The organism is Paenibacillus terrae (assembly GCF_005217525.1).
GTDB classification, from domain to species: domain Bacteria; phylum Bacillota; class Bacilli; order Paenibacillales; family Paenibacillaceae; genus Paenibacillus; species Paenibacillus terrae_C.
Genome location: NZ_PNXQ01000009.1, coordinates 97061 through 113680, shown reverse-complemented (window position 1 = coordinate 113680; position 16620 = coordinate 97061). Strand labels below are relative to the sequence as shown.

At 47.2% G+C, this 16620-nt stretch carries 12 protein-coding genes and 2 pseudogenes; 10 read left to right on the top strand and 4 right to left on the bottom strand.

What is annotated here, in order from left to right:
* Nucleotides 1–123: 123 nt before the first annotated feature.
* Together C1I60_RS26420 and C1I60_RS08035 are read right to left on the bottom strand one after the other, a co-directional pair.
* Nucleotides 124–210 (bottom strand): annotated as a pseudogene (locus C1I60_RS26420) (MarR family winged helix-turn-helix transcriptional regulator); the annotation flags it as partial.
* Between the two features lie 9 nt (nucleotides 211–219).
* Nucleotides 220–441 (bottom strand): beta propeller repeat protein, encoded by a 222-nt coding sequence (locus C1I60_RS08035; protein WP_137061253.1) that lies wholly within the window; start codon nucleotides 439–441, stop codon nucleotides 220–222.
* Between the two features lie 196 nt (nucleotides 442–637).
* Here C1I60_RS08035 and C1I60_RS08030 point away from each other — a divergent pair, with 196 nt between their 5' ends.
* The 3 genes from C1I60_RS08030 to C1I60_RS08020 all read left to right on the top strand — a co-directional run bounded on the left by C1I60_RS08030 (nucleotide 638) and on the right by C1I60_RS08020 (nucleotide 5765).
* Complete coding sequence (locus C1I60_RS08030; RefSeq protein ID WP_137061252.1) at nucleotides 638–2314, top strand: SWIM zinc finger family protein; 1677 nt, start codon at nucleotides 638–640, stop codon at nucleotides 2312–2314.
* Nucleotides 2311–5319, top strand: a complete 3009-nt coding sequence (locus C1I60_RS08025) for a DEAD/DEAH box helicase (RefSeq protein WP_137061251.1) — start codon at nucleotides 2311–2313, stop codon at nucleotides 5317–5319. The genes C1I60_RS08030 and C1I60_RS08025 overlap by 4 nt, the downstream gene beginning before the upstream one ends.
* A gap of 101 nt (nucleotides 5320–5420) precedes the next feature.
* Nucleotides 5421–5765: a hypothetical protein gene (locus C1I60_RS08020; protein WP_137061250.1), complete on the top strand. Its 345-nt coding sequence runs from the start codon at nucleotides 5421–5423 to the stop codon at nucleotides 5763–5765.
* A 105-nt stretch (nucleotides 5766–5870) separates the two neighbouring features.
* Here C1I60_RS08020 and C1I60_RS08015 read toward each other — a convergent pair whose 3' ends face one another.
* On the bottom strand, nucleotides 5871–7964 hold the full coding sequence (locus C1I60_RS08015; RefSeq protein ID WP_137061249.1) for a pectate lyase family protein: 2094 nt from the start codon (nucleotides 7962–7964) through the stop codon (nucleotides 5871–5873).
* 374 nt (nucleotides 7965–8338) lie between these two features.
* Between C1I60_RS08015 and C1I60_RS08010 the strand changes: the two genes are divergently transcribed.
* Together C1I60_RS08010 and udk are read left to right on the top strand one after the other, a co-directional pair.
* The gene (locus tag C1I60_RS08010) at nucleotides 8339–8860 is read left to right on the top strand and encodes a ClbS/DfsB family four-helix bundle protein (protein WP_137061248.1); all 522 of its coding nucleotides are present in this window, start codon (nucleotides 8339–8341) and stop codon (nucleotides 8858–8860) included.
* A gap of 75 nt (nucleotides 8861–8935) precedes the next feature.
* The gene (gene udk / locus C1I60_RS08005; RefSeq protein WP_044644986.1) at nucleotides 8936–9571 is read left to right on the top strand and encodes a uridine kinase; all 636 of its coding nucleotides are present in this window, start codon (nucleotides 8936–8938) and stop codon (nucleotides 9569–9571) included.
* Between the two features lie 79 nt (nucleotides 9572–9650).
* On the opposite strand, the gene C1I60_RS08000 is transcribed toward udk, so the two are convergent.
* The gene (locus C1I60_RS08000) at nucleotides 9651–10241 is read right to left on the bottom strand and encodes a P-loop nucleotide/nucleoside kinase family protein (protein WP_137061247.1); all 591 of its coding nucleotides are present in this window, start codon (nucleotides 10239–10241) and stop codon (nucleotides 9651–9653) included.
* A gap of 359 nt (nucleotides 10242–10600) precedes the next feature.
* On the opposite strand from C1I60_RS08000, the gene C1I60_RS07995 reads away from it, so the two are divergent.
* From C1I60_RS07995 to C1I60_RS25415, 5 genes and pseudogenes are all read left to right on the top strand, one after another.
* Complete coding sequence (locus tag C1I60_RS07995) at nucleotides 10601–11389, top strand: IclR family transcriptional regulator (protein WP_137061246.1); 789 nt, start codon at nucleotides 10601–10603, stop codon at nucleotides 11387–11389.
* A gap of 9 nt (nucleotides 11390–11398) precedes the next feature.
* Nucleotides 11399–12052, top strand: coding sequence for a bifunctional 2-keto-4-hydroxyglutarate aldolase/2-keto-3-deoxy-6-phosphogluconate aldolase (locus C1I60_RS07990; protein ID WP_252361628.1), 654 nt, complete (start codon nucleotides 11399–11401; stop codon nucleotides 12050–12052).
* A 263-nt stretch (nucleotides 12053–12315) separates the two neighbouring features.
* Entirely contained in the window at nucleotides 12316–13617 is a 1302-nt protein-coding gene (locus C1I60_RS07985) for an MFS transporter (protein WP_137061245.1), read from the top strand.
* Between the two features lie 346 nt (nucleotides 13618–13963).
* The gene (locus C1I60_RS07980) at nucleotides 13964–15523 is read left to right on the top strand and encodes a response regulator transcription factor (protein ID WP_137061244.1); all 1560 of its coding nucleotides are present in this window, start codon (nucleotides 13964–13966) and stop codon (nucleotides 15521–15523) included.
* 39 nt (nucleotides 15524–15562) lie between these two features.
* Nucleotides 15563–16620, top strand: a pseudogene (locus C1I60_RS25415) (cache domain-containing protein); the annotation flags it as partial.

Sequence of the window (16620 nt, the reverse complement as noted above, 5' to 3'; positions counted from 1 at the left end):
CTCATAGCGAATTACATAGATATGAAATGATAATAAACAACAACAATATTGAGTACGAATAGTACGAGGGATGGAATGGCTTTTACAAACGGATCTCTGGCAATGGCAACCAACTGATCCGGTGTAATGATATAAGGTTTTCATAAAATAATTAGTCATTTTCACATCGGTACGGTGAACAAGAAATCCAGTCAAATGGTATAAATCCATATCGTTACCTCACATTTTTCTTGATGTATACAATCCATAGGAGTGGCCACCGTCCAATGTTTTCCACAGTCCGCGATCAAAGGTGGCGCAGTAGATGTTATTGGGATGATGGGGATCGACGGCAAGTGATATCGGATTAGCTCCTTTAAAAAAAGTAGAAACCTTCCAGTCATACTCGTGTTTTTCCACAATCAGCAATTCGCGTTCAAAAGCCAGAAGTAACTTAGTCATTTTACCCCTCATTTTATATGCTATAGCATATATAAAATTTATATTATTTTTTTGTCAAACTTAAATAAAATATATTGGATTCATCCGTATGAAAACTTTCCAACCCTCCCTCCACTCAATTTATATTCGTGAACTGATATAATGGAAGAGTTAAGCTTTCGTTGATTGACTATTCTCTCTTAGGAGACTAATGCATATGAAACCAACCTATCTTATGGATGATATACAGTGGCAGCAGCTTATCCAAAACGTAGCTGACCATTTTAATGACGTGACGATTAAACGCGGTTTTCAATATTTCAAGCAAGGAAAGGTAAAAGAATATACAATGCCTGACGCCGACCATATCGCGGCAGTCGTAGATGGAAACGAGCTTTACGAGGTGGATCTCCACTTGAGCGCTTTTGCTGCCAGCCGATGTACATGTCCGGTTCATAAGAACTGCAAGCATATGATCGCCGTACTGCTGAATTATGCGAATGTGCAGGAGCGTTCCGTACATGCGTTGGTGAACGCCCATTCAACGGGCTTCACCCGGCTGGCTGTCCAATCTGACGTGCGCACCACCGCGCCTGCTTCCCGGTCCACTCCTTCACCGGATCGCAAGCAGGCTGCCAGGAACACGCTCAGCAAAACAGCAAGCCGCATAGCGGATATGCCTGTCTCGGAATGGCATGACCTGTTCGATCAGTGCATCTCCCTTATCCACATGAATACGCAAAATTCCCAATATGCCCAAAGCGCGCTGGCCTCAATATATGCTGTGAAGCCGCCGCTTTCACCCGGCATGGAACAGTTGTATGAATTGCACGCTCATCTGCGTGTGCTGGAAAAGCTGGTGCCTCAGTCACCTATGCCAGGCTATCCCGCCCATTCCTATATGGGATACTACACGCAAATCGCCGCTGATGAGCTTAAAGAAGCGATCGAGCGTGATTTTGAGAGCCAGCTCGTCCTAACACCTGCCCTAACCAATGAACCAATGCAAGAAGCACGCATGGCAGAGACCTTGGCCTATTTACGCCGAAAAATGCTGGCAGAATCGCGTAACGGCACTTATTTTTCAGACGCGTACTACCGATTTTGGCTAAACTGGATGCGTCCCCAGCAGAAAGATTCCACTTCCAGCATATATGCGGAGGAATTACAGCATTTACGGGCGGCTGAGGATGAGCTTGGCACAGCTTTGGCCCGGCTTCCCTGGATGCTGGCCCAAAGCTGGATGTATTTTTACCAGTCGCAGGATGATCGAGCCTGGTCACTGCTTGAGGAGGCCGAAAAGGCTTTTCCGCTAAAAATCTCTTCCAGCCAACTGCTTTTGTTCTTACATGCCTTACGTGAAGCTGAGGAATGGTCACGCCTCAAGGACGGACTACGGCATATCGGTCCCTTGCTCCACAGCCATCGGGACGATCATTTGCACGATTATATGAATGATTGGGATATGGTTTTGCAGCACCTTCCAGAAGCGGAACAGGAAATGTGGGACACACTAGTCGGAATGCTTCCTTTTGCCGGAAGGATGTATGAAGAAGCACTGCTTGCCCACGACAAATGGCGGCTATGGATCGACTATCAGCTAAGTATGCGCAGAGAGCCTTTGGATTTTCGGGTGAGCGTGTTGCAGCCCATTGAAAAGAATGCGCCGGAGTTGCTGCTGCCCTTTTACCATCAGGCGGTGGAACGATATGTGCTGGAAAAAAACAGATCCAGCTATAAAGCAGCGGTCAAGCTGTTGAAGCGGCTGTTCAAGCTATACAAAAAAATGAAGCAAGAGCCGCGCTGGGAGCTGTTCTTCGCAACCTTCACCAGCCGCCATAGCCGCCTGCGGGCGCTACAGGAGGAATTGCGGAAAGGGAAATTGTTATCATGAGCCAATATACAGAGACGATTACGGTACACATCCAGTTAACTACCTATGGAGATGCGCTGATTTATGGCGATTCCTCCATGAACTACAGCATTTCCGGTCAAATGTTGAAGCAGCGATTGTTTGCCTGGCACGAAGCTTCCTTCTATGGCACCGAACTGGAAATTCAACACATTCAGGACACGGATATAATCCTCCTGCCCTCAGAGCAGGTGATTCCTTTTCTGGCAGAGCGCCGATGGCTGGAGCATATCGAATGGGTCTGGGACGAGGACAATGCCCCGTGGCTTCGGCTGATTCCTCTACTTGCCCATTGCATTGAAGCGAAAGCCTACGCGCCCAGCTTCACAGCATTTCAGGCTGGGAAGCTGCAATGGATTTGGGATGCGGAAGTACTGGAGGCAGCGGAGACGCTAGAGGCGTTAGAATCGGGGAAAACGCTGGAAAGCACCGAAGCGGCAGAGCTTGCTCTGCTTGACAGCCTGGAAAAGAACGAGCGCGAAGGGCTGGCGGCGGCGTTCTCGGCCGCCGTGTTTCAACGCTGGTACGGCACCGAAGCGGAAGCCGCCGATTTGCGAAGAGAATATCCAATTCTCTTCGCCCAAAACCGCTCGGCCGCGGCAGGTCTGGATGCGCAGTCATGGCTTATCGCTATCGGCTGGAAGGCCGATACCGCGCCCTTCCGCCCGCTCCTGCAACTGCTGGAGCCAGAGCCAGAGGACGACGAGTCGTCCTGGCAGCTCAAGCTTGTGTTGCAGGACAAGCAGGACCCGGCGCTACTGGTGCCTGTACAGCTCGCCGATGATGGACATGCGTCCGGTCCGTGGCCCGATGCGTGGACGGCCCATGTAGGTGAGCGCTCAGCCGGGTGGCTGGAGCGCTTGACCGCGATTTTGCCCGCCGGGCAGCGTAACGGAAGCCGGGATGACGTGCTGGATCGCCCGCTCTCCGACGAGGCAGCGTGGCAATTCCTGACAACCGACAGCCATCGCTTGCTGGAGGGCGGTTGGCAGGTGCTGCTGCCCGCTTGGTGGGAAGCAGCCACCCGCAAGAAGCCGAAGCTGCGGGCCAAGGTTCGCCCGGGCGAAGGCGGGGGCGAGCGCGCGAAGGGCAGCTCGCTGTTCGGACTGGACTCGATTGTCCAGTTCGACTGGCGTGTTGCCATTGGCGATGCCGATCTGAGCGAGTCCGAGTTCGCCGAGCTGGTGGCCCGCAACGAGCGGCTGGTGCGCTTCCGCGGGCAATGGATCGCGCTCGATCCCGCGCTGCTGGCGCAAATCCGCCGGGCCATGGCCGGGATCGACAGTGCTCAGGGATTGTCCTTTCAGGACATCCTGCAGCTGCACCTGCTTGGCAACGCCGATGAGGCGGAGAGCGACGCTACGGGTGAGCAGCCAGAGGATGCGGCACGCTTCCGGCTGGAGGTCGAGCTGAACGGGCATCTGCTGAAGCTGATCAGCCAACTCGGGCGGCAGTCCGAATGGCCGGTACTGGACGTGCCGGGCGGACTACAAGCCGAGCTGCGAACGTATCAGCGGGACGGATACGCGTGGCTTGCCTTTTTACGGCGCTTTGGACTGGGCGCCTGCCTGGCCGATGATATGGGGCTTGGCAAAACGGTGCAGTTCATTGCCTATCTGCTGCATCTACAGGATATCGCCGCAGAGACGGGCGTCCGCTCCAGTTCACTGCTGATCTGTCCGACTTCGGTACTGGGCAACTGGCAAAAGGAACTTAGCCGATTCGCCCCTTCATTGAAGGTCATGCTCCACTATGGAAGCAAGCGGGATCAGGGAGACTTGTTCCGCGAAGAAGTCGAGCAGGCCGATGTTATACTGACTTCCTTTGCAACCGCAACCCTGGATCAAGAGCTGCTGCAAAGCATAACCTGGGACTCGGTTTGCCTGGATGAAGCGCAAAACATTAAAAATGCGCAGACCAAGCAATCTACTGCTGTTCGCAGCTTCCCTGCCCGGCATCGCATAGCGCTGACCGGGACGCCTATTGAAAATCGGCTGTCCGAGCTATGGTCGATTTATGATTTTATCAATCCCGGTTATCTGGGCAGCGCACGCTCCTTCAGCAATCGGTTCATCAATGCTATCGAGAAAGATCATAACGAGCAGCGAACGATAGATTTGCAAAAGCTGGTTCAGCCCTTCATGCTGCGACGAAAGAAGAAGGACCCGGCTATACAGCTTGATTTGCCCGAGAAAAATGAGATGAAAACGTACATTCACCTCACCTCCGAGCAAGGTGCGCTCTATGACCAAATTGTCAAAGAACTGATGGAGCGGATGCAGAAGCTGGAGGGGATTGAGCGAAAAGGTGCTATATTATCTGCCCTGACCCAGTTGAAGCAGCTTTGTGACCATCCTGCGCTCTTAACCAAGGAGGCGGCCCCGGATGCCACGGCTTCCGGCTATAGTCAGCCCGATTTCGAAGCAGTTATCAGCCGTTCATCCAAGCTGGAGCGTATTTTGGCCATGGTCAAGGAGCTGCGGGAGGAAGGCGAGCGCTGCCTTATTTTCACACAGTATATTGGCATGGGACGTATGCTCCAGCAGGTGCTCGCTCAAGAACTGCAAGAGCCGGTGCTCTACCTCAACGGTAGCACGTCCAAAACCGCCCGTGACCGAATGATTGACCAGTTCCAATCTCACACATTGCCACCTGACGAGCAGCCATCCGTATTTATTTTGTCACTCAAAGCCGGGGGTGTGGGTCTGAATCTGACAGCCGCCAACCACGTCTTTCACTTCGACCGCTGGTGGAATCCGGCTGTGGAAAATCAGGCCACGGACCGTGCCTATCGGATGGGACAAACGAAAGATGTTCAGGTGCACAAGTTCATCTCGCTGGGCACGCTGGAGGAACGCATTGACGAAATGCTGGAGAGCAAGCAGCAGCTTAGTGACCAGATCATTTCCAGCACCGAGGGCTGGATTACCGAGCTGTCGACGGATGCGTTGAAAGAACTCTTTACGCTACGACGCGATTGGGCATGATGAGGTCTATAAACCTATTTTGGAAGAAGTAGTTTATCGCACGGTCCGAAACTCCTTTGTGTGCATCTACTATCACATCACAACAAAGGAGTTGATAGGTAGTGGCCATTCGTCCTCCTCAAACCTTGAAGTCTACGGGCAGAAAGGTTCCTGCTACGAGATATCGTAATGTGAGTCCTACGCAAACCTTTAGCCGGTTTACGGTCATCTGGGCTCGTAATGATGGAGTACCTTTTATTACAACGGGATTTTTTGCAGTCCTCCGGCGTACAGACGGAAGCTTTGTGCAAGCTGCCAATTTTGACAGTTTCGGCACCGTCCGATTCGATAAGGTACGCACACCCACGAAACAGCCTTATATTTTGCGCACCTTTAGAGACGATGGAACATTGTTCCGGGTCAGATCAGTACCCGCCGGTGTGTCCTCGTATGTTGTTATCGGTTAAGAGCTTGCCGAACGCATCCTGAAAATGTGTACGAAAAGAAGCAGCTAGGAACAGAGTATATCTGTCCTGGCTGCTTCTTATTCCAATGCTATTATTCCAATATACTTATTCGGAATCTTCCACCGTTTGTGTACCCTTTGAAGCGACTGCCTTGTATACTGTTTTAAGCCAGTTTTCATTCGACCAGTTCAGCTTGCCTGCACCTGCTCCATCCTTGGCTGTCAATTGAGCAACCAGGTTTTCAGGATTTTCGGCTGTGTAGCTGTATGGCAACGTTGTGAATCCATTCCAGGAGAAGCTCTTGGCCTTCGCAGGATAAGGGGCTAACGGGCTATTCGCATCTTCGCTGCCCCCCCTGAATACCTTTCCGTTGTCAGAGAAGATAACGTCTTCTGCTTTGATTTTACCTGTGTAGTCATCTTTTTTAGGGTCTTTTTGATTATTACGAACTGGAGAAAATACATCAATTAAATATGATTTTTCAAGCAATACCGCGCCATTTTCAGTTGAAATCGCGCCATTACCTACGACGTCAAAATGGTATCCTTTAGCAGCAATTGCTTTAGCCATGTCGGAAGTAATTCTGTTCTTGGCTCTAGCCAATCCAGCATCGTCCATAACGATGTTATAGGCATGAGCATTACCAGCACGCAAACGCGGCATACGGTCTTGAATATCCTTGTAGTAGTTATGGTGCAATGTTACTGCCAAATCTGCATTGTCGGCAGCCATTTCAGTAGCACCGATCAGATGTGCTTTCTTTTGTCCTGCTGCGATATCAATGATATCTTCTTTACTCATGCCAACTGCACTGCTTCTCAAGTAAGCGTACATCGGGTAGGAAGCTTTGTCTGCTTCCATAGCGTTAATTTGTTGAGTCACCCAGCTATTGGAGCTGCGGTCATCTCCTTTGAACAAGGACCAGGAAATGGTAACACCGTTGCTACCTTTTTTCACATCCACCAAACCATCATATGCTTTGTTGAATGTACAATGGTCAATCCATACTTTGGAGCTTTGGCCTTCAATCGTGATATAATCCCAGTCATTCTTGTCATAGTTCCCTTTGGTTGCTTCATCCCACTCCCAAAGCTCGTCAAATTCGAGGTTACGGAAAATCAAATTAGAGCTTCTTTTGATCACAAAGCCAGCATGTTTGATTTTAGCGCCATTTGCCGAGAAAATCGTGATTCCATTCAAGTTTTCTATATAGATTTTGCTCACACCTGTTTTCTTTAGAACGGGATTTGTCAGCACAGGGTTGTTGGCACTAAAAGGCATTACCTTGGCAGCACTAGGGAGTTCATTCCAGCCGAGGTCGAGATCATTCATGATCTCAATAACTTTGACTTTAGTACCTTTTTTAAGTGCCTCGTTGAGATCTACAGCGTTGTAAACCTTTTTGTAATTGGCATCGGTTTCCTTAATTTCCCCGCCACCTGTATTACCATAGGAGAAACCGGCCAGATTATAGTTAATATTTGAGGTTGCGTTTTTATCTACCCCAGGAGTTGGTTTATCTGTGCCTGGTGTTGGATTCACAGGTGTTGTACCTGGATCTGCTTCAGTTGAAGCGCCGGATACGATAACATTATCGAACTGGGCAACCGCCTTGGAGGTTACCAAACCAATGGCTCCAGAAGCAAGGCTGGAATCTGTTGCAGTCAGCTCCAGTTCATCATTGACATACATCTTAATTTCCGAACCGGACAGCTCCATCTTCACTCTGTACCAGGTATTGGTGTCCAGTTTGTATTTGTTATTGGTAGCCAGTGTCTTCATAGAACCGTTTACCTTTTTGCGAATTTCAAGTGCTCCACCCTTCTTGTTGTACAAAGATGCAGCATAAAAGTTGTTGGAATCTGTGTATCTGCCTGCAACATATACCCGATTGGAGCCATTAAAATCATCTACATATACATCTGCTTGCACGCTATAATTCGTCCATGATGTGTTTCCTTTTAGAGAATGGCTTTCTTTTTGACTGGATTGTTTGTATGTAGAGCCATTATCGTTCTTGGCTACCGACCAGTCTCCTGATTGAGCTACCCAGCCTTGAGCCTCTCCTTGTTCAAAAGTATCGTTTACTTGCAAGTTCCCATCTGCGGATATTTGATCGAGCAAAGGTAAAGATAAAGACAGAACCATCGTACTGCTCAACATTACACTTGCACATTTTTTCAACAAACTCGACTTCATGTAACAGTCTCCTTTTTCCAATATAAATTGATAAAAACAAACACCACTATAGAACCATTCGTGTCACTTGGCATGTTAAAATGAAATATAGCGCATCGAAAAGGAGATGGTCTCCAAAATCAACAAGGGCCCTGAGTGCTATACTCCAATAATTATATACTTATAAAACAACATTAAAATATGTCGAATTACTTATCTTTTGGTTTAAATTCTCTATTAATTTTGCATCCTTTTTCGTGAATATACCAAATGCTCTTTCATAAAATCACAAAAATCGCTATTTTTTTATTTTTGAATAGGACATAAGGTTGTCATGTATAAAGTGGTACATATAAAGAGGTGGATATAATGAAAAGAATCTTAGGAGTGATTAGATGCCCAGCTACCAATACACTTCCAAAACCGAGTTAAAAGAAGCGATTCATGCCTCCTACTTACTGTTAGATAGTGAATACAAGGAGGTTGTCGAGAACCAAAAGGATATCCGGATATCCGAAGTAGACAAAACACCCGCAGAAATCATTGCCTACCAGCTTGGATGGCTGCATCTTGTCATGTCATGGGACAGGGACGAAAAAGAAGGAAAACCCGTCATTATGCCTGCACCAAATTATAAATGGAATAGGCTAGGCGAGCTTTACCAATCCTTTTACAAAACCTACACCCACCACTCTTTACGTGAATTACGCCAACTATTCAAGCTGACAGAGCAAAAGTGGCTGGATTGGATTGACACGCTAAGTCATGAAGAACTCTTTACGCAGGGCGTTCACAAGTGGACAGGCAGTAATCCGAAGTGGCCCATGGCTAGATGGATTCACATCAACTCAGTGGCACCGTTTAAAACATTCAGAGCCAAGATACGAAAATGGAAGAAATACAATGCTCTGCATTGATGAAAAAAAGTGCATGTTGTGCTACAATACTTGAGTTGTATCGGGATATATTCAGGGAAGGGTAAGTGAAACGCCATGCTTATTATTGGTATTGCCGGCGGTACGGGTTCCGGTAAATCAACGGTAGCACGCGCTGTCGTTGAACGTCTGGGATCAAACAAAGTGACTTTCATATCTCAGGATAACTACTATAAAGACCATTCACATCTGAGTTATGATGATCGTGCTTTGGTCAATTATGATCATCCGTTTGCCTTTGACAACGAATTGCTTATTGAGCATCTTCATTGTCTGAAAGAAGGACAAGCGACCCACGCGCCAGTGTATGACTTCACGGTTCATGCGCGTTCTACAGACGAGACGGTAGAGCTTCTGCCGAATCATATTGTCATGCTGGAAGGACTGCACGTACTATCTGACGAAAAGCTCCGTCAACTGCTCGACATCAAGGTATTTGTCGACACCGACCCGGATGTGCGCATACTTCGCCGGGTACTTCGAGATATTGAGGAGCGAGGCCGCACCATTCAGTCGATCCACGATCACTATTTGAGTACGGTCAAGCCTATGCACGAAGCATTTATTGAGCCCTCCAAGAAATACGCGGACCTGATCCTCCCTGAGGGAGGCCACAATGAGGTTGGCATTCAACTGCTGTCTATTTTGACTGAAAAATATTTGGCAGGAGATCGGACGTGGGGAACTGTATAAAAGGAGAAAGCGCTCTTTGGAGGAAGTCCACTATGACTTTCACTCCGAGGGCGCTTCTTTTGTTTTCACCAAACCTGAACTACAAAGGTGTTGTTGTCTTTTGGAAGGGAAGTGTACTGTACAGTCTGTTCTTGTCTACCTCAGCGGGGCTATTATCAAAATGCTGGATGTCAATGTCTTCCCACAGGCACCTTCTAGCCCGGATTCCTTCCACAAAAGCATCCCAATGGGCAAATTTCCATTCGTCCCGTTCCAATCCACGGGCCTTCATCCTCTCTTTTAATGTATCAAAATCCACGTCCACCTGTAATACAAGCAGTCTGACATGATGCCAGTCGTATTTTTCTTTTAGTCCCCTAATGTAATCTTTGTTAGAAAAATAACCGAGGAACGGTGCATCCAAAACGGCGGATTGGCCCAATTGAAGGTTATCATTGGCTATATCCAGCAGAGTCTGATATTCAAGAGGCATTACAGTATCGCTATAAAAAGTGTTACCGTCACGCTCATGAGGCGAATATCCTTTGGACTCCAACAGCAAGCCCGTGAACTTGTTGCAGATGATATCTTTATCCAAATAAGCAAAATGATATTCTGTAGCAATGAGCTTACCAATCGTAGATTTACCAGAACTGGCAGCCCCGATTAAAAATATAGCAGTAGGTTGCATCCGTAATTCCTCCTTATACCCTGCAATCTGTATTTCAGAAGCACTGCACATCTTCATGATTTAAAACCATTAATGTATGCGGTTCCAATTGACGTCATAGCAACATCCGTACGATATAGATTAGGTATGACACCAAACTCCATATTGTTCGCATATGCGAACCAGATTCTTAATATTGAATTTATTTTTTATTTAGATTATAACGTTTTCATAAGAAATTCAATCCCTTTCCGACAGAAATAAAATATTTTGAAAAGGTTATTGATCTCCCTTGTCAGGCTGTACTATAATAAACCCGAAGTTCGAAATAATGAACACGGTTCACATATGCGAACCGCAATTGAATAAAGGAGATTGCAATGGAAAATTTCAAGCTGAATAAATCGGCCGAAAGGGTTGTCGATCTTCTGGTCTTATTATCTAATAGCAGTTCCCCTTTGACACTGAACGAAATTTGCAAGACGTTGGGTTTACCCAAAAGCAGCGCCTTCGAACTGGTGCAGACATTACTCTATAAAAACTTTATTGAGCTGGATGATCCGCGCCTGAAAACTTATCGTTTGGGCATTGGCGCCTTTGAAACAGGTATAGCTTATTTATCCAACATGGGCATCCCTCATCTGGCCAGACCGCTGTTGCAGGAGCTGAACAGACAGACGGGCAGCACTGTTTTTCTGGGAGTCGAGGATAAAGGGCAGATCGTGTATCTGGATAAGGCGGAAAATTACTCTGTTATGAGACCGACAGCGAAGCTAGGCTCACGAAGATTCATACACACCACAGGGATCGGCAAAGCGCTTTTAGCAGCGTTACCAACGGAAAAAATCCAGTTTATTCTGGGAGACGGAGAAATTCCGGCCAAAACACAATACTCGAAGACAACGCTCCCAGAAATTTTGCAGGATATGGCGGAAATCCGGGCGCGTGGCTACTCCATTGATGACCGGGAAGACAATCTGGAAATGTATTGCATCGGTTCTGCGATATATGACCAATGGAATCAGCCGGTGGCAGCCATTAGTGTAGCGAGTATGTACTCAACCATGACACCAGAGCGCGAGAATATAATCGTCAAGCTAGTCAAGGAAACAGCGCTCAAGCTCTCCAGCCAGTTGGGATACCGTGGTGAAAGGCTGTATAACGATTAGGAGGATAAGATGATGTGGAAGAAGTTCAATAATCTCAAGAAAATAGCGGACACAGGCATTGTGTTGATCATTCGTTTGGACAACGAGCAAGAGGCTTTGGCTGTAGCAGAAGCAGCCGTAAAAGGCGGTATTAAGGCGCTGGAGATCACAATGAGTGTGCCGAATGCGCTTCATGTCATTCAGACACTGGCAGAAAAGTATCGTGAAGAAGACGTTCTTGTCGGCGCTGGAACCATATTGGATGCAGAAACAGCAAGAGCGGCTATTCTAGCGGGAGCAGAGCTTCTGGTAAGTCCGCAGCTCAACCCCGAAATGATCAAAATGGCCAACCGTTATCAGGCTGTGACCATTAGTGGTGCTTTTACTCCGACGGAAGTATTGGAGACGTTGGAAGCCGGGGCGGACATTGTTAAACTTTTCCCGGCCGAAGTGTTAGGCCCACAATATGTAAAGTCGGTTACCGCCCCATTTTCTCAAGCTCCCATCGCTCCTACTGGTGGGGTCACTCCGCAAAATGTGCATGAATGGCTACAAGCTGGCTGCATCGGAGCTGGCGTAGGAAGCTATATCACCAAGGCTGCGCAAAAAGACGGAGATTACAGTAAAGTTACGGCGGCTGCCAAGGAATTTCTGGAGGCCGTTGCGGCGGCACGTTCCATATAAGTATCTCGATTGACTAAGCCTGTATAAATCACATTAGGCAAGATATGCGGCATCACAACGATCAATAGCTGACTTTCGAATTTCCCGGAAAGCTTCGAACTCATCGTTGTGAATCGCCCATATCAGCAGAGCTAAGGAATCATCGAAATGAATTTGATGATTAGCAGAAATGTAAACGCATACAATCGCGATTTGAATGACATATTTTTAATTTGGCATCAGCCTTTTTAATAAACAGCCTAGATCAAGGAGCGTGAGCTTTCATGAACAAAATCGGGAATAACCATGTATCATCCACAGGAAAACCCAAAAAGGCAGGTCTGCGTTGGGGCATTATTTTGCTGCTTCTGCTTGGGGCCGTCGTCAACTATCTGGACCGATCGAATTTAAGTATCGCGAATACGACCATCGCAGCGGAATTTGGACTATCCTCTACACAGATGGGTCTGCTGCTGTCCGCCTTTCTCTGGCCTTATGCTTTGGCTAATCTTCCCGCAGGATGGCTTGTTGACCGCTTCGGTCCGAAGAAAATGTTCGCATGGGCTTCTGGACTGTGGTCTGTCGCAACCATTATCAGTGCTTTTGTGAATACCTATTCACTGTTGTATGCCATGCGTATGCTGCTTGGTGTATCGGAATCTCCATTCTTCACATCAGGGCTTAAAGTGACCGAAAGATGGTTCGCAAAAAGTGAAAGAGGCCTTCCAACCTCTATTATTAATACGGGCTCGCAAATTGCCAATGCTATTGCTCCGCCCCTGCTGACTGTGCTTATGCTGACCATGACCTGGAGAGGCATGTTTATCTTCGTCGGCGCAATGGGATTGATTATTATGCTGATCTGGCTGAAAGTCTACCGTGATCCGACTTTTGCTGAGAAACAGGCCATCACCCAGAACGATATGGCTGACAAATCAAATGCGGTACAATCAGAAACACAGGCTCCAACAGCCAAATGGTCTTCTCTTTTCAAGAATTCCAGCACTTGGTTTATGATCATCGGTAATTTCGGCATCATGTTCACCATCTGGGTATACCTGACCTGGTTGCCAAGCTATCTGGAGAAGGAACAGGGCTTCACACTGAAAGAAACCGGGTGGATTGCATCCATTCCTTTTGTTGCCGGCATTATTGGCGTACTGCTTGGTGGTTTTATTTCCGACTATTTTATCCGCAAGGGGGTTGCTCCTGTGACCTCACGCAAGATACCGATTGTTGGTGGTGCCATTTTGGCGGCGGCATCTGTAGCGCCGATTCCTTTTATAGACAGTACAGTTGTCAGCATTGTACTTCTCTCTGTCGGTTACTTTGCTTCCCAGTTGCCTTCAGGCGTTATTTGGACATTGGCAGCTGATATTGCTCCGGGGGAGCAGGTGGCATCCCTGGGAGCCATCCAAAACTTTGGCGGTTTTCTGGGTGCTGCTCTAGCCCCAATTGCAACCGGATACATTTTGGATACAACCGGAAGCTTTAATAATGTATTCTTACTGGGAGCATCCTTGCTTGTTATGGGAGCGATTTCATACGGGGTATTCCTGAAAAAGCCGATTACTCGAACTACGTAAACGATGGACGATGCATGAGCAACGGATAGATTGAGCCTATTAATAGAAAGAAACGGAAAAGCAAACCTGCTTTTCCGTTTCTTTTTTCCATATATACGGCTTATTCTCCATATAATATTCAATGGCCAGGCAACCGATATGAAAAGAAAGGCTTAATTTGAGATATCTTTGGATTACACCTGTAGTTTATGTTAGCATGTAAAGATTAAATACTTTATATTTGAGCCAATTTGGAAGCGTTATCAATTATGTGCCTCAGATGATGTGACGTCCGCCTTATGGAGGTCTTTTTTGAATCAGGATTTTACAAAATCCTCGAATAGGTATAATTACGGAGAGTGCTGCCATGAAAGAGCTATGCAATATTTTGATTGTAGATGATGAGATATTGGTACGGCAAGGGATCAAGCATCATTTATCTTGGGAACAGTATGGATTTCGCATTGTAGGCGAGGCTTCTAATGGAAAAGAAGCGTTAGAGCTGATTGAAACTTTGCACCCGCATATTGTCATTACGGATATCGTGATGCCTATCATGGATGGGGAGGAACTGACGCGCATTGTCAGACAGAGCTATCCTGATATCGAGGTCATTGTGCTCAGCAGCTACGGCGAGTTTAATTACGTGCGATCCACCTTCCAGCAAGGTGTTGCTGACTATATTTTGAAGCCCAAGCTGGACACGGATGAGCTACTGCAAGTGCTCCAGAGAACGGCCCTCAAAATTCCGTCTATTCAGTACCAGACAGATGCCGGGGATAATCGAATTACGATGGATCATGTGATAGAAAAGCTCATCTCCGGCTATAGCATCGACTATGATATGGAGCTGCTGAAACAGGACTTTCCGTATGCTCGTTTTGCACTCATAGGTGTGGAGCAGGCGGAACCACAGGGGAAAGGCCACTCCCACCTTGCCTCGGACCTATTCTCCAGGCTTACGGATCGAGTGACATCCGCCTGTGAACAAATCGTACTTCGACTATTACCGTCCGATGCTCATGCGGCTGTTTTTTTAGCCAATCTGAATCCACAGGAGTCAGACTCCTGGATGGCCGCAGTCAGGGAGGTGGCACAGGAGACGAAGCAAGCCGATCCACAGTTAGGCTGGGTGGTCAGCCATCTGTTTGATGAATTCAAACAAATTAGTGAGGCCTATCAGGATGAACTGCCAAAGCTGCTGAGCTATCGCTTTTACTTTCCGGGAACTGCGCTGCTGACGGAAGACGAACTTCCTGAGCCTGTTCAGGTAAACAGCTCGTTTAATTTAAAGCAGTTCACAGAAGAGATGAAGCGCGAGCATTTTGATACGGCCTTTCAGGACTTAAGATCCTATGTAGCTGCTATGTCCCGCAACTATACCTCCACCGCTTTTGAATTCAAGTCTCTTCTTGGAAACATCGTGTTTAACATTACGATTTTGCTTGGGAATCAGGGGTATGATATGAAAGAACTGGATGCGGCGAAATACTCCTATTTCAAGGCCATAAATAATGCACCTCATGTACATGAAGCCGTGGGATTGCTGGAAACATTTTTAGAGGAAGCGAACATGCAGATTCTGGCTAAAACCCAGCAAGGAAGCAGTGCGAGCATGAAGAAGCTGCTGGAATATATCGAGGAGCACCACGCTGAGACGCTCAATTTGACGACACTCGGTCAATATTTTCATTTTAATCCCTCCTACTTGTCGAGCTATTTTACAGCGCATCATACAGAGGGCTTCAGTGAGTATTTGAACAAAATTCGGGTTGAAAAGGCTGCAAAGCTGCTGCGGTCGGATACGATGTCCATTTCGGATATTAGCAGCATCGTCGGCTATTCGGACCCCAGCTATTTTACCAAAGTGTTCAAAAAGGTGACGGGTTACTCCCCAAGTCAATACCGCCGGGAGCATCTCCATTAGAGAGCAAACGCATATCTGCCAGCAGAAAAGAGATTGAATATGAAAAGGTATATGCATAAAATCAAATATCAAGGTCTGTTCTTTAAAATATTTGTCGTTATGGTGGTCAGCATCACCGCGGTGTCCTTGCTGACCTCTTTGGTGACGATTCGAATGTCTGAACGACTCTTTGCCGAGACATTCAGTATTACGAATGCCAAGGTACTCAGCCAAATTCAGTCCAGCTTTGAGTCCTTCAATGACTCGATTGTGAATGCCGTAACCCATGCCTCGGAAAACGGGACGGTCAAAAACTATCTGACAGGCGGCCAATCCGATTCCATTAACTCGGCACGCATCTACTTCGGTATGGCACAGCAGATGAAGCAGATTAAATCAAATGTCGACGCCTATGATGTCAGTGTCGCCATAACGGGCATGAACGGCCGAAGCTTCTATTCCGACTCGTCCTACTGGCCGGTCACTGCGGAGGAGCTCAGGAACAATTTGATTACAGCCCGAAGCTCGGCACAGCCGACACGACTTATGTATCAACTGGATACTGATTTACTTCGTCAGCAAATGAATAATAGCGGACAGAAACCCACACCCTATATTATCGCCTCCAGGGCATTCATGGAGCGAACTAGCGGTACATTGTATGGCATGATCTACATTGCCATTCGCGAGCCCGAATTCCGCCGCTTCTATAACAACTTCACAAGCAACGGCAATGATGTACTTATTTTGGACAAATCGGGACTCATTGTGTCGAGCAACCGTCAGGACTTGATCGGGCAGCACTCCCGTGAGCTGCTGGGCTATGCCACAAAAATCAATGAGCAAGGGCTAAATTACATTAATGCGAACGTGATGAACAAGGAAAGTATCCTCCTTTCCAACTACATTCCTTCGTATGATTTTTACCTGGTTAACATGATTGACAGGCACACCGCAATCGGACAAATTATTGACGTTAAATCGGTTGTATTGATCTGCATTGGCATCGTGCTGATTGCTTTGTTGATCGTTTTTCTGATTTCCCGGCGTTTAATTCGTTCTTTGACTCGGCTGGTCAAGCAAATGTCGACTGTCCGCGAGAAAAATTTTGATAACTA